At 45.6% G+C, this 13,530-nt stretch carries 14 protein-coding genes; 5 read left to right on the plus strand and 9 right to left on the minus strand.

Going from position 1 to position 13,530, the window contains the following annotated elements; all coding sequences use genetic code 11:
* Positions 1-8: 8 nt before the first annotated feature.
* Complete coding sequence (locus GWI56_RS06785) at positions 9-695, minus strand: response regulator (RefSeq protein ID WP_105251061.1); 687 nt, start codon at positions 693-695, stop codon at positions 9-11.
* Between the two features lie 284 nt (positions 696-979).
* Between GWI56_RS06785 and GWI56_RS06790 the strand changes: the two genes are divergently transcribed.
* The 4 genes from GWI56_RS06790 to GWI56_RS06805 all read left to right on the plus strand — a co-directional run bounded on the left by GWI56_RS06790 (position 980) and on the right by GWI56_RS06805 (position 3,664).
* Positions 980-1,489, plus strand: coding sequence for a Spy/CpxP family protein refolding chaperone (locus GWI56_RS06790; RefSeq protein WP_106648427.1), 510 nt, complete (start codon positions 980-982; stop codon positions 1,487-1,489).
* A 51-nt stretch (positions 1,490-1,540) separates the two neighbouring features.
* A complete protein-coding gene (locus GWI56_RS06795) occupies positions 1,541-2,431 on the plus strand; it encodes a cation diffusion facilitator family transporter (protein ID WP_131525141.1) in 891 nt (296 codons plus the stop codon).
* Between the two features lie 14 nt (positions 2,432-2,445).
* Complete coding sequence (locus tag GWI56_RS06800; RefSeq protein WP_198572482.1) at positions 2,446-2,898, plus strand: hypothetical protein; 453 nt, start codon at positions 2,446-2,448, stop codon at positions 2,896-2,898.
* Positions 2,899-3,106: 208 nt separating this feature from the next.
* Positions 3,107-3,664, plus strand: coding sequence for a porin family protein (locus tag GWI56_RS06805; RefSeq protein WP_131525140.1), 558 nt, complete (start codon positions 3,107-3,109; stop codon positions 3,662-3,664).
* Between the two features lie 138 nt (positions 3,665-3,802).
* Here the strand turns inward: GWI56_RS06805 and glnG are convergent, their stop codons facing one another.
* The 8 genes from glnG to GWI56_RS06845 form a co-directional block, all read right to left on the minus strand.
* Positions 3,803-5,215, minus strand: a complete 1,413-nt coding sequence (gene glnG / locus GWI56_RS06810) for a nitrogen regulation protein NR(I) (RefSeq protein WP_198572483.1) — start codon at positions 5,213-5,215, stop codon at positions 3,803-3,805.
* A gap of 38 nt (positions 5,216-5,253) precedes the next feature.
* Positions 5,254-6,300 (minus strand): nitrogen regulation protein NR(II), encoded by a 1,047-nt coding sequence (gene glnL, locus GWI56_RS06815; protein WP_198572484.1) that lies wholly within the window; start codon positions 6,298-6,300, stop codon positions 5,254-5,256.
* 153 nt (positions 6,301-6,453) lie between these two features.
* A complete protein-coding gene (locus GWI56_RS06820) occupies positions 6,454-6,960 on the minus strand; it encodes a DUF4124 domain-containing protein (RefSeq protein ID WP_198572485.1) in 507 nt (168 codons plus the stop codon).
* Positions 6,961-7,164: 204 nt separating this feature from the next.
* Entirely contained in the window at positions 7,165-7,791 is a 627-nt protein-coding gene (locus GWI56_RS06825; protein ID WP_198572486.1) for a glutathione S-transferase, read from the minus strand.
* Positions 7,792-7,924: 133 nt separating this feature from the next.
* Entirely contained in the window at positions 7,925-8,617 is a 693-nt protein-coding gene (locus GWI56_RS06830) for a type 1 glutamine amidotransferase domain-containing protein (RefSeq protein WP_113941362.1), read from the minus strand.
* Positions 8,618-8,676: 59 nt separating this feature from the next.
* Positions 8,677-9,834, minus strand: a complete 1,158-nt coding sequence (locus GWI56_RS06835; RefSeq protein ID WP_198572487.1) for an iron-containing alcohol dehydrogenase — start codon at positions 9,832-9,834, stop codon at positions 8,677-8,679.
* A 172-nt stretch (positions 9,835-10,006) separates the two neighbouring features.
* Positions 10,007-10,603, minus strand: coding sequence for a TetR/AcrR family transcriptional regulator (locus GWI56_RS06840; protein WP_168826407.1), 597 nt, complete (start codon positions 10,601-10,603; stop codon positions 10,007-10,009).
* A 280-nt stretch (positions 10,604-10,883) separates the two neighbouring features.
* Positions 10,884-11,195, minus strand: coding sequence for a pyrimidine/purine nucleoside phosphorylase (locus GWI56_RS06845; protein ID WP_173242664.1), 312 nt, complete (start codon positions 11,193-11,195; stop codon positions 10,884-10,886).
* A 358-nt stretch (positions 11,196-11,553) separates the two neighbouring features.
* Here GWI56_RS06845 and GWI56_RS06850 point away from each other — a divergent pair, with 358 nt between their 5' ends.
* Positions 11,554-13,509, plus strand: coding sequence for a methyl-accepting chemotaxis protein (locus GWI56_RS06850; protein WP_198572488.1), 1,956 nt, complete (start codon positions 11,554-11,556; stop codon positions 13,507-13,509).
* Positions 13,510-13,530: the final 21 nt, after the last annotated feature.

Below are 13,530 nucleotides of genomic sequence, written 5' to 3' on the forward strand. Positions count from 1 at the left end.
TACCGCCGTTATGGGAGCCAAATATAACCTTTGCCACGGATGGTTTTCACCCTTGGCCGACCATCGCTACGCTCGGGGAGTTTTTTACGTAGATTCGATAAATGCATGTCTAAGCTGCGATCGAAGGGCATGAGTTTTTTGCCGAGCACTTTCTCGTTTAACTCTTCTTTGTTCATCAACTCTCCAGCGTGCAGTGCTAGGGTGTGCAGCAGAGTGAATTCGGTGCCTGTGAGTATGATTAATTGCTCATTACAGTAAGCTTCTTGGCGCGATGGGTCTAAGCGTAGATCGCCAAACTCTTGGGCGGGCGCGGCATGGATTTCTTGGGTTGTTAAGTTCGAACGACGAATAATGGCGCGGATACGGGCGATTAACTCTCTGTCATTAAACGGCTTTGGCAGGTAATCGTCGGCGCCGATCTCAAGCCCAACCACGCGATCGATTTCATCGCCACGGGCGGTCAACATTAATACTGGGGTTTGTTTATGTTGGCGCAGTGCGCGTAGCACTTCAAAACCGTTTAATTTAGGTAGCATGACATCGAGTAGGATCAGATCGTAATCTGCGGTCAGTGCCAGATCTAAACCTTGTTTACCGTCGTAGGCCAAGGTTAATTGAAACCCTTCTAACTCGAGCAGTTGCCCTAGTAGCTCAGATAACCCCAGATCGTCATCGATTAATAATATCCGACTCATACTGTTCCTTAATCTCTGTAATGTGGCCTCGTATGCCTGTTTATCATAGGCACTTTTAGCGCTTTGGCTGAGTATACCTGTTTTGATGTCAATTGCTGTGTAGCAATGTAAGCCAAAGTAAAGAATAGAGTTATTGCCGCAACTTTACAGTGATTTACTCAGGCAACGCCCTCACTTACATATAGGGGTTTAGACTGGAAGGGTCGAAAGTGACTCGGCTTAAAAGGGTCGTCACTGTGTCTTATTACTTGCCATATTAAAGTTGAACCATCGAGGTTAACACTATGAAAACATTATCACCTTTGAAAGCGAGCCTGTTTGCCATTCTAGCGAGTTCTGCGGTTTTCGCGACGGCAGTTAATGCAGCACCTAAGGATGCTGGCTGCGACTTCTCTAAATCTGAATTCCATAAAGGCGACCGCATGGAACATGGCGGCCGACATATGGACCACGGTGGCATGCATCGTATGTTTGAAGGGCTCGATTTAACGGATGCCCAGAAAGCTGACGTCAAAAAGTTGTTTGCCGATCAGAAAGCCACGCGCGCTGATAATCGTCCAACGAAAGAGGAACGCTTGGCCCATCGCACTGAGATGCAGGCCTTAATTACCGCGCCTAGTTTTGATGAAACACAAGCAAAGGCACTGATGAGTGCGCAGCAAGAGCAGCGTCAAATTCAAGCCATTGAACGTATGAAGCTGCATAATCAAATATTTAATCTGCTGACACCAGAGCAGCAAGCTAAGTTTAAAGCGCGATTTGAAGCACAAGCTGGTAAAGAACCTCGCGGTTAAGCGTCTTAGCTGATATACAATAGGGTCATAGCTTCCCAAGATAGATCCCTTATGACTCAAACTTCCCAATACGATTTTTGGGTCAAACTGGCTAGCCGCGCTTCCGTGGCTACCGCTTTGATCCTTATTCTTATCAAGATGTTCGCTTGGCTTTATTCCGGCTCTGCCAGTATGTTGGCATCTTTGACGGATTCCTTTGCCGATGCTCTCGCTTCTATTATCAATTTTATTGCCATTCGTTACGCGCTTGTGCCGCCGGATCATGACCACAGATATGGCCATGGTAAGGCTGAGCCGTTAGCGTCTCTAGCGCAATCCGCCTTTATTATGGGCTCCGCATTTTTATTACTTTTCTATGGTGGCGAGCGTCTATTAACACCTGTTCCGGTTGAAAATGCCACCATAGGTGTAGTTGTTTCTATCATAGCGATTGTGATGACGTTAGCTTTAGTCATGTTGCAGAAACGCGCATTAGCGGCGACAAAAAGTACTGTGGTTGAAGCTGATTCGCTGCACTATAAATCAGATTTATTCCTTAATGGTGCGGTATTGTTGGCATTAGTATTAGCGCAATACGGTTGGTGGTGGGCTGACGGTTTATTTGCGGTAATGATTGCATTTTATATTGGTCATCAAGCCTTTGGCTTAGGTTATCGCTCAATTCAAGCCTTGTTAGACAGAGAGCTAGACGAAGAAACTCGCCAGCAAATAACGCAAATCGCGATGGAAGATCCACGGGTGCAAGGGCTGCATGATTTACGCACTCGTCAAGCAGGCAAAACTGTTTTTATTCAATTTCATTTAGAACTCGATGGCAATTTGAGTTTGAATGAAGCCCACAGTATTGCTGATACAACAGGGATAAGAGTCAAAGCCGCCTTCGAAGATGCTGAGGTGATTATTCACCAAGATCCAGTCAAACCTGAAGTCAACGAAACATAAATTAAGGGCAAGCTATGGCATGGATGCAGATGCAAAGTCACAGATGGGATCATTCCACTCGATTGATATGCCGCTATCATAGGCTATCGACTCGCTTTGAGTTGATAGCCGAATCTGTGATTTCTGACATTAGCATTCCTATGAGTACAGAAATCACGCTCCTGATGGAACAGAAACCTTCGATAGTAAATCAAGCGGATAGTACCGTATCTCCTGTGATAGCGGGGGCTTGGAGTCAGTTAGTCCTGCGTAAACATCTTTATTACTTACCGCAGAAAATTGATCTCGACATTGCTAACCAAGCTTATCGAGTCCATATTTGGCCATTATTCCTTTGGTGCACCCGTATTACTTGTGTGGCGACTAGCAGAGTTGTCGTATCCGAATGTTTGGATGTGAGAAGGCGTCGTTCCCTCATCCGTTGGCTATATGCAAGTTTTATAGGATTGTTGCGGGTGCTAAGTTAAAATCGTTAGTTGTTTCAATTTAAAAAATAATACCTACAGTAAATATGGTTTTGTTACATAACGAATAACTATAACTTCCATTTTCCGACTCAAGCTGAATCAATGCTGTATGATTTGTATTTTGATAATTTAAACCATGACACTTCTGAATTGCTTATTGTAATATCCGCGCCGTCTAATACTTTCGTTAAATCATTAGGGAATTATGATGAATAAATTATCAATTGTTGCTATCTCTTTACTATCAGCATTAGCGGCCACTCAAGTCTCTGCTGCAACCGACACTACTGGATTTTATGTGGGTGGTGCATTAAATAGAGTCACAGCTGATGCTTTTGATGGTTCAGAAACCGGTACTGGTGTAGGCGTATACGGTGGCTATAACTTCAATGAATGGTTTGGTTTAGAAGCTAACCTGTTTGCCACTGGTGACTTAGGCGATAAGGATGTTGATATTAGTGCAGGTGCATTAAGCTTCACACCTAAATTTACTGCACAAATTAATGATATTTTTTCTGCCTATGCCAAAGTGGGTATTGCATCTATGGCGGCGAATGTTGATGGCTATGGTTACGATGAAGACTTTACTGGTTTTGGTTGGACTTATGGTGTAGGTGTTAATGCCGCCGTAACAGAGCACTTAAATATCCGTGTAAGCTATGATGTCACTACAGGTGATTTAGATGCCGACCGTAGCTATTTAGGATTAAAAGATATTGACACTGATATTAAGCAATTCGCTGTAGGTATGCATTATCAATTCTAATTTTTTAGATTTGGCATATTTAATTCATGCCAATGAAAATTAATTTCAAATAGAAAGGGATGTGAAGATATCCCTTTTTATTGTTTGATATGAATAAGCTTGTATTGATATAACGAGTAGTAACGTTATTTTATCTACTCAATCCATCGACAGTTCTTTTAATTTCCGCGTTAAGGTATTTCGTCCCCAGCCTAAACGTTTCGCCGCTTCTTGTTTATGGCCTTGAGTATGGCGCAGCGCAGTTTCTAACAGTATGCGTTCGAATGCGGGCTGCACCTCAGTTAACAGATCGCTGTTTCCTTCCGAGAGTTTTTGGTCTATCCACTCAGTCAGTGCCGATTGCCAATCTTGGCTGCCTTTTGCCGTGTGGGTGACACTCACAGGGTCTTTCAGTAATTCTGGCGGTAAATCTTGGGGTAAAATTTCTTGCCCCGATGCCATTACGGTTAACCAACGACAGGTGTTTTCGAGTTGTCGGACATTACCGGGCCAAGGTAATTGGGAGAGTTTTACCGCAGTCTCCTTGGTCATGATCTTAGTTTCCACGCCAATTTCCTTTGCTGCAGAGGCGAGGAAATGGGTAGCGAGCTGGGGAATGTCCTCCCGTCTTTGTGATAGTGGCGGCAAGTGCACGCGGATCACGTTGAGGCGATGGAACAAGTCCTCTCTAAAGCCACCTTTTTGTACTAATAATTCAAGATCTTGGTGGGTCGCCGCTATGATACGCACATCGACTTGCACCGCATTATGACCTCCGACGCGGTAGAACTGACCATCGGCGAGCACTCTGAGTAATCGTGTTTGTACATCTAGCGGCATATCGCCGATTTCATCTAAAAAGAGCGTGCCACCGTTTGCTTGTTCGAAGCGACCTTGGCGCACATTGGCTGCGCCAGTGAAGGCACCTTTTTCGTGGCCGAATAGCTCAGATTCGATTAAATCCTTAGGGATCGCTGCCATGTTCAGCGCGATAAACGGCTTATCTTTACGTGGGCTGTGCTTGTGTAACGCGCCAGCCACTAACTCTTTTCCCGTACCCGATTGACCATTGATCAGCACGCTGATCGATGAGCGTGAAAGTCTGCCTATGGCGCGAAACACTTCCTGCATCGCTGGCGCTTCACCTATGATTTCGGGTGTTTTGACTTGGGTTTCTTGCGCGGGTGCAGGGCTCTGTTCAGTGGCATGGGTAAGTGCGCGCTCAACCAGAGAGATAGCCTCATCGATGTCGAAGGGTTTAGGCAGATACTCAAATGCGCCCGCTTGATAGGCACTCACTGCACTGTCTAAGTCTGAGTGCGCTGTCATAATGATCACGGGAATATGGGGATAATGCACCTGCAATCGTTCGAGCAGGCTTAAACCATCCGTGCCGGGCATACGGATGTCCGACACTATCACGTGCGGTTGCGATATTTCTAATGCCTGCCACAGGGATTCGGCGGCGGCAAAGCTGGCGGTGCTGAGCTTAGCACCTTGCAGTGCCTTTTCGAGTACCCAGCGTATCGAGCTGTCATCGTCGAGGATCCACACTTGTTCACTAATTCGCATCTTGCTTCCTCATACGGTATGGGTAGGTACTGTCGAAATTATTTAGCGCTTAAAATTGGTAATGAAATGATAAATTCTGTGTGCCCTGCGCTGGAGAGGCAATCGATCCTTCCCGAGTGTAAACGGGCAATATTATGGGCAATCGAGAGGCCTAAACCTGAACCTTGCTCACGGCTTGTCACCATAGGATAAAATAATGTGTCCATTAGCTCAGGCGGTATACCGGGGCCATTGTCGATAATCGATAGGGTTAACACTAGCTTGTGGCGCTGTGAACCTATAGTGACTTGGTGTTGAGTGCGAGTGCGGATCAAAATTTCGCCGCCCGTATGTTCAAGCGCCTGCACCGCATTTTGTAAAATGTTCAGCACAGCTTGCTGCATTTGGTCAGGATCCATCTCGATATCGGGAATGGATGGATCGTAATCCCGTTTGAGCTGAATGTTAGCGGGCAGCGCCATTTCAACTAACTTATAGACCTTTTGCACCACTTGATGGATGTTGTGCAGACTGTGCTGTGTCGGCCTTTGAGGGCCGAGCAGACGGTCCACTAAATTACGCAGCCGATCGGCCTGCTCTATGATGAGCGTAGTGAATTCCTTCAGCGCCGGATCATCCAGCTCCCGCGATAACAACTGCGCCGCACCGCGAAGGCCGCCTAAAGGATTCTTGATTTCATGGGCTAAGTTGCGCACCAAAAACTGCGCCGCTTGTTGCTGTGCATCTTGACTCAACTGCTGATGAATGCGTCTTTGTTGGTCAACTTGGCGCAGTTCGAGCAGGCTGAGTTCAGCCTCGTCATCGAGGGGAATAAGGGTTAAATCAACGGTATGATGTTGGCCATCGAGCGTGACTAGCGCTGCCGTATTGACCGTTAAGCCTTGGCTGGCTGTTACTGCATCCATTAATAGCTTGGCGTCGACACCGAGGATTTGATAATGATCAGGCAAAGTTTGTTCTATGAGTCTATGGCTACCAACACCTAATAATTGCTCTGCTGCTGCGTTGGCATAACAAGGCTTGAGATCCTTATCTATGACAAGTACAGCGGTAACTAAATGATTGAGCAGTGTCTCTTTATCCATCGACCGTTCCTAGAAATAGGGTTGCACCACTATGGTGCACCAATCTGGTGCAAGCTGCAACTTGTCTTCATCAAACGGTTTAGTCAGGAGGCGTTAATCTAACTTCATGTATTTAAAGTTTTTATACTAACTTTTACTATACAAATAGTGACATTAACGCTTAGCTGCTTGATGAAGAAATATCTTTCTTGGTGAACTTGATGCAAAGACTTTGCCGTTTTGAGTCAAAGCGTCAACGACTAAGGTATGTTCACCTCTGTCGATGTTTTTGAGTTTGAAGGTACCGCCAATTTGCGGCTGACCGACGGGGTTGCCATCGAGCTTGAGGGCCATCAAATACTGACTTTTTAGCTCTGGGGTGATAGTCGCAACGACGTCGAAATCGCCATTGTTATCTCTGACGGTTTCCTCTTCGGTCGGAGAGGTAATATTGACTTGATATTGAATAGATTCAATTGCTTGATTTGAGCTGTTTAAGTCTGTTTTGGGTAGAGGAAGGGCAATTTGATTTAAGGTCTTATCTTTTAGCTCAACGACTTGGGCATTTGGCTGCGGCTCATCGGAGTAATGGACTTTGCCATCCTTATCGACCCATTTATAAACAGTCGCTTGCGCTAACATGCTAAATAGCACTAAGCCGATGAGTGTGAGTGAACGCATGCTAAAGTCCCTGTAGCCTTGAGATAGAGTTAATCAAGATTAGTCTCTTTTACATCAAAAATCATGGTGTTTGTTGCGCTAAGTGGTTAAGGATGTCACCACAGAGAAGGTATAAAGTCGACAGAAAATGGGGAGGCAGAAACAGGGGTTAGTTAAAGTGGGTTAAGCTCGGGCACTAACATGTGCCCGAATTCGATCCATCAATTACAGGCTTGCATCGAGTTGTTTCTCGATCTCACTCGCTTTGACCCAAGCGGCATGTTGGGATAATTGAGTGGCATAGCGTTCAATGTGTTCAAATTTCGCGAGATCGCCACTGTTAGCCAGTAGCTCCACCACGAAGGACATCATTATATCCGCACCCGTGAGCTTGTCTGCAACAAGATAGGTTTTATCAGCCAACATATCATTGAAGTAATGACTAATCTTACTGACTTCCGTCGCGGCATAACCTTCAAGGAAATTGGTTTTACAACCGTCCTTTTGCACGAACATACGCAGTAACAAAGGCAGCATGGCTGAGCTTTCGGCAAAGTGTAGCCATTGCAGATAACTGACATAGTCTGCGCTGTCTCTGGCGGGGGCTAAGGAATCCGCCGCATATTTTTCAATAAGATATTCGGTGATCGCACCCGATTCGGCTATCACTTGACCGTCCATTTCGATAACGGGTGATTTGCCTAACGGATGAATTTGCTTAAGTTCGGGTGGCGCGAGAAAAGTCTGGCTATCACGTTGATAACTTTTAATTTCATAGGGTTGACCGAGTTCCTCTAGCAACCAGATGATACGTTTAGAGCGTGATTTATTGAGATGGTGCAAGGTGATCATGGGCTTTCCTTTGGACAGTGAGAGTACATTTTGGCTATCGCACCATTATGGTGCGATAGCTCTTTTTAACGTATTTAGCACACTTGTGCGCCTGTCTTTGTTCATTTCAAGCTGAGCGTCGCGTATTTATCGCTTAGCCTCTCGCATTCAATTGCGCAACTATGGTTTCGGCTACGGCTTCGGATGATCCCGGATTTTGGCCTGTGATCAAATGGCCATCTGCGACGACAAAGCTTGTCCAGTCATCACCTTTGACATAATTGCCACCATTTTTCTTCAGCATGTCTTCAACCAAAAATGGCACGACATGAGTGAGTTGCACGGCTTCTTCTTCAGAGTTGCTGAAACCGGTAACACGCTTGCCGCTGACCAATGGCTTGCCATCACTGGTTTTAGGGTGCAGCAATGCAGCAGGCGCATGACAGACGAGCCCTAGGGGTTTATTGGCTTGATAAAACTGTTCAATCAAGACGATAGAATGTTTATCTTCGGCAAGATCCCACAGTGGGCCGTGACCGCCCGGATAGAAAACCGCATCATAATCGGCTGCATTGATTTCACTTAAGCGAGTGGTATTCGCTAGCAGTGCTTGCGCCTCAGGATCTTTGCTAAAGCGCGCAGTAGCTTCGGTCTGAAAGTCTGGCTCATCACTTTTTGGATCGAGTGGTGGTTGACCGCCCAGTGGCGAGGCTAAGGTAATGTCAAAACCTTTATCTTTAAAAACATAAAAAGGTGAGGCAAATTCTTCGAGCCAAAAGCCGGTTTTTAAACCCGTATCACCGAGTTTATCGTGCGACGTGAGTACCATTAATATATTCATTTTCACACCTTTACCTAAGTTTCTCACATCAATCTGTGTGAGCTTTGGGTTTATTTCATTTGACGTTAGAGGGCTAAAGTCAAAATGTCACGGCTCATGGCTGGGTCAATATTGCCATGTTCGCCGAGTGCCACCATGCCATGCAGTTCAAGCTGTTTCACTAGGGTATCAACGTGGCTGGCATCGAGATCATAGGCAGATAAATGTGTCGGTATGCCCATGGCTTCGAAGAAAGCCTTGGTTTTTGCGATAGCGGCGTTGATACGCTCGTCATCTGTACCTGTGTTGATGTGCCACACACGGTCGGCGTACTGGAGTAGCTTTTCGCGTTTAGCCTCTTTTGTACATTTCAACAGAGCAGGCAGTACGACTGCCAATGTGCGCGCATGGTCGATATCGTAAAGTGCAGTTAGTTCATGGCCAATCATATGGGTTGCCCAGTCGTGAGGAACACCGACGCCAATCGTGCCGTTGAGTGCCATAGTGGCAACCCACATTAAGTTCGCGCGAATGTCGTAATCTTCGGGTTGAACTAGCACTTGTGGACCAAGCTCAATCAAGGTTTGTAAAAGACCTTCGGCAAATCTGTCCTGCACGGCGGCGTTAACTGGGTAAGTGAGGTATTGCTCTGTGATATGTACAAAAGCATCGACAACACCGTTGGCCACTTGGCGCTCTGGCAGAGTGAAAGTTTTTGTTGGATCGAGTATGGAGAATTGTGGATAAACCAAATCATTACGGAATGGCAGTTTAGCCTGTAGTGATTTACGGGTCACTACGCTGGCGTTGTTCATTTCGGAACCCGTCGCAGGTAAGGTTAAGACTGAGCCAAAAGGCATAGCTTGAGTCACATTGGCGCCCCAGCTAGTGAGAATGTCCCAAGGTTCGCCTTCAAATACCGCTGCAGCGGCCACAAATTTAGTGCCATCGATAACCGAACCACCGCCAACCGCGAGGAGGAAGTCGATATTCTGCTCACGCACTTGGGCGACGGCTTTCATTAAGGTTTCATAGGTTGGGTTTGGCTCAATGCCATCGAACTCGACGACGAAACGATTGCCCAATGAGTGTTTTACTTCGTCTAACGTGCCTGTTTTTCTGGCGCTGCTGCCGCCAAAGAGGATCATCACTCTAGCATCGCTCGGTACTAGGGAATCAATTTCGGCGATAGTGTCTTTACCAAAACGGATGCGGGTCGGGTTGTAATAGTTAAAATTTAGCATGGATGATGTTATTCCTATTATTACTTTAAATGAGCAGCGTTAATTGAGCTGCATTAATTAATCGCCCGTTAAATTAGTAGACCAGTCGTCTAATTTTGGGGCGTGAAAATGTATTCTTTAAAAATCTGGGCTGATCGATATCAGCAAATATTAGTTTTGAGTCGGTATTAGGTTAAAGGGCCGTTTTAGGCGTTAAAATGGATTCAGTCGTTACGAGTGCACGTTCGAGTGCCGCAGGGCTGTGGCCCAACTTGTTCATTAAGCTGGCGCCTAACCACATGTGATACAACATTTCTGCGGTCGATTGCGGATCTTGCTCGGCGATTGATCTATCGGTTATGCCCACTTGAACACAAGTCGTTAACCTCTCTATGATGCCGGCGGAACCTTTAAGTAAGGCAACACGCATAGCTTCCGATAAATCGGCCACTTCGGCGCTGAGCTTAACGACTAGACACTTTTGATCTACGCAGCCATCGGCTTGTACGTGCAACCATTGTTGCCAGTATTGCATCAAGCGTTGATGGCCTGTCAGTGTTGAGTCATTGAATAATGCGTCTAAATCTAATTGATATTTTTCAAAATAATCAGTAATAAGCGCTTCGCCAAATTGTTCTTTGGATTTGAAGTAGTGATAAAACGAGCCTTTTGGCACTTCGGCCGCCTGCAGCAGTAGGGATAAGCCGACGCTGGAGAAGCCTTTGCGTACGATCAGCTTGTAGCCGATGTCGAGAATGTGCTGGCGAGTGGATTGAGTTTCAATTTTCATGTGGGTTAGGATAAATTAAATTAGACCGGTCGTCTAGTGTTGTTTTTATCGACGATCTCAACACATTCGATTTAGTATGCTTTGCATTGTGAGTTTTACGCTGCATTGAGTCAGGTTAATAAAATTGCCAAATTGATAAATGTCAGATGGATAAGGCATGCAGATGGTGAAATGGTTCGGTAGGACAACATACTCACAGTGCTGAGATAAACCGTCACTGTGAGCGTTCGATTAACGATTGATATGAAATATTAATCGCACTGTCACTTAATCGAGATGACTAGAGATAGCTACAGCAATATTCGGCAATGGCTGTGTTACGAATTTTAAAGCTAACATTTGCAGCCAGCTCAAATTGAGTGCCTTCTCTAAACTCCTGCCATACAGAGCTCTCCGGTAACAACACCTCAAAACGGCCACTGGTGACTTCCATTATTTCGCCTTGGGAGGTTGAGAACTCATATTCCCCTGGTAATACAACACCTAAGGTCTGCTTGCTGCCATCGGCAAAAAATACGCTACGGCTAGCCACTTTGCCATCAAAGTAGATGTTGGCTTTTTTAGATACTGACACTTGCTCGAGTAAACTCATTATTAATCCTCTATAAATTGTCTTGAGATGAATTTATATGCATATTTAATAAATTTCAATGCATCATTTGTCGCATGGATGTGCGCATTCAATATAAGTTGATGCTAACGTTCGGTTTATTGCTTATTTCCCACTATATCATTTTGTTTGAAATGGTCGGTATGGCTTGGCTGTCATTTAAAGTTATTAATCATTTTTCTACTTAAAAATAATGAGTTGTCGGAATTTTAGTGAACTTTTGATGAAAATAGTCGGCACCGCTTTGTTTAGCTGAGATTCTTCTCCTATAGTTTTAAGGCAGGTTTAATTCTGCAAAGATTGAAGGAATGGAATTCGACGCGCGACAAGGAGTCTCACCATGGGTTTTACTCGTAAAATTCAGCTTATCAGTTTATTGATTGTCCTATTACCCCTCATATTTGCCACCGCAATAGTGACTTACATTGCTCGGGATGAATTGTTTGCCGAGGCTCAGTCTCGTTTAGTAGCTGTGCGTGAGATCAAGCAACGGCAGATTGTTGGTATGTTTCAGGACTTTTCCGATAACCTGCAGGCCGTCAGCGCCGTAATTGCCAGCCAAAAAAGCCTCGATACTCTTACTGACATAGATCAAACCTTGCAGTCATTAAATAAATCCCTCGGTTTTTATGACCTATTTATTATTAGTGACGATGGCACCGTTTTATATACAGTGGCGAAGGAGTCTGATTTCGGCACCAATTTGCGTACTGGACCCTTCCATGATTCGGGATTAGCACAGTTATTCAATAAGGCATTGGGATCGGCGGGCACAGTATTACTACAAGATTTTTCCGCATACGCGCCTTCAAATGGTCAACCTGCGGCATTTATTGGCCAGTCGATTCAGTTCAATCAGCAAAGATTGGTGGTGGCGGCTCAAGTATCAATCGATCGCATCAACAGAGTTATGCAAATTCGTGAGGGTATGGGGCAAAGTGGTGAAACTTATCTTATTGGCCCAAATAATCGTATGCGTTCTGATTCCTTTCTCGACCCCATTAATCGCACTGTTACGGCTTCGTTTGCGGGAACGGTAGCTCAGAATGGTGTTGATACGCTGGCGGTAAAGGAGGCGCTGGCTGGTAAATCGGGTGTGATGCAAGTGAATGATTATAAAAATAATCCCGTTTTATCCGCTTATTCTCCTGTGGTTGAGCTCGGTTTACGTTGGGGTTTGATGGCTGAAATTGATGTGAGTGAAATAGCAGCTCCCGCCTACCGTATGATGTTTATCGGCTTATCTGTTTGTGCAGCAGCCTTAGTGTTGGCGTTCGCTGCCGCTAAGTTAGTTACAGGGTTTGTATTAAAGCCGCTCGGCGGTGAGCCTGAGGACATGTGTAACTTGACCAGTATGATCGCCTCTGGCGATTTAACTCATAATTTACCGCATGTTCAAACGGATAATCACCTGATGAGTTGGTTGGCGCGGATGCAAACTAAGCTCAAAGAAATCATCAGTCAGCTGGTGGGCGTTGGGCATGAACTTGAATCTGCCGCCGAACAAAACTCTGCCGCCATGACCCAAGCCGATTGCAGTATTCAGATGCAGGCCAAAGAAACCGATATGTTGGCCACTGCAGTTGAAGAAATGAGTTATGCCGCAGCTGAAATCAGCACGAATACGATGAGATCCTCCGATGAAGTGTCCGCTTGTACCCATTCGAGTGAAATTCTTTCGCAAAACTTGGCTAGTACTCGTAAAAGCTTAAAAGTGACCTTGAGCAGTTTTGCAACGATTCATCAACAGGTGGGCAGTCTTGAGGCGGATAGTCAGAAAATCGGCTCAGTATTAGCTGTGATAAATGCGATTGCGGAACAAACTAATCTCTTGTCTCTTAATGCGGCGATTGAAGCAGCGAGAGCTGGCGAGCATGGTCGTGGATTTGCTGTGGTTGCCGATGAGGTGCGTCAGTTAGCGGTGAAGGTTCAATTAGCAACTCAGGATATTGGGCAAGTGTTAAAAGGTATTCAGCAACAGTCAGGTGTGCTGGCGTTGCATAGTGTGACTTGTTCCACTGAAGCCTCTAAAACCGCAGAAGATGCGGATGGAATGCAGACCGCGGTGGATGATATTGCTTTGCGCTTAGAAACCTTAAAGGCATTAATGATTCAAACCGCAACCGCTGCGGAAGAACAAACAACGGTTTCGGCGACGATTGCGCAGGGGATTGCTGGCTTAAGCGTGGCGGCGGAGGAAAATAGTGCTGCTATCAGCCAAGTGGCAGCGAGTACGCGGAGTCTGTTGGGGTTAGCAAATCAGCTTGGTTTAACAACGGCACAGTTTAAGGTGTAGATATTTTTCGCTGCATTTACA

Source organism: Shewanella sp. DW31 (assembly GCF_015767295.1).
Lineage (GTDB): Bacteria > Pseudomonadota > Gammaproteobacteria > Enterobacterales > Shewanellaceae > Shewanella > Shewanella oncorhynchi.

Bases quoted from the DNA above. Each gene is read 5' to 3' on its own strand.
- GWI56_RS06785 (WP_105251061.1), bottom strand. From the start codon at position 695: ATGAGTCGGATATTATTAATCGATGACGATCTGGGGTTATCTGAGCTA.
- GWI56_RS06790 (WP_106648427.1), top strand. From the start codon at position 980: ATGAAAACATTATCACCTTTGAAAGCGAGCCTGTTTGCCATTCTAGCG.
- GWI56_RS06795 (WP_131525141.1), top strand. From the start codon at position 1,541: ATGACTCAAACTTCCCAATACGATTTTTGGGTCAAACTGGCTAGCCGC.
- GWI56_RS06800 (WP_198572482.1), top strand. From the start codon at position 2,446: ATGGCATGGATGCAGATGCAAAGTCACAGATGGGATCATTCCACTCGA.
- GWI56_RS06805 (WP_131525140.1), top strand. From the start codon at position 3,107: ATGAATAAATTATCAATTGTTGCTATCTCTTTACTATCAGCATTAGCG.
- glnG (WP_198572483.1), bottom strand. From the start codon at position 5,215: ATGCGAATTAGTGAACAAGTGTGGATCCTCGACGATGACAGCTCGATA.
- glnL (WP_198572484.1), bottom strand. From the start codon at position 6,300: ATGGATAAAGAGACACTGCTCAATCATTTAGTTACCGCTGTACTTGTC.
- GWI56_RS06820 (WP_198572485.1), bottom strand. From the start codon at position 6,960: ATGCGTTCACTCACACTCATCGGCTTAGTGCTATTTAGCATGTTAGCG.
- GWI56_RS06825 (WP_198572486.1), bottom strand. From the start codon at position 7,791: ATGATCACCTTGCACCATCTCAATAAATCACGCTCTAAACGTATCATC.
- GWI56_RS06835 (WP_198572487.1), bottom strand. From the start codon at position 9,834: ATGCTAAATTTTAACTATTACAACCCGACCCGCATCCGTTTTGGTAAA.
- GWI56_RS06840 (WP_168826407.1), bottom strand. From the start codon at position 10,603: ATGAAAATTGAAACTCAATCCACTCGCCAGCACATTCTCGACATCGGC.
- GWI56_RS06845 (WP_173242664.1), bottom strand. From the start codon at position 11,195: ATGAGTTTACTCGAGCAAGTGTCAGTATCTAAAAAAGCCAACATCTAC.
- GWI56_RS06850 (WP_198572488.1), top strand. From the start codon at position 11,554: ATGGGTTTTACTCGTAAAATTCAGCTTATCAGTTTATTGATTGTCCTA.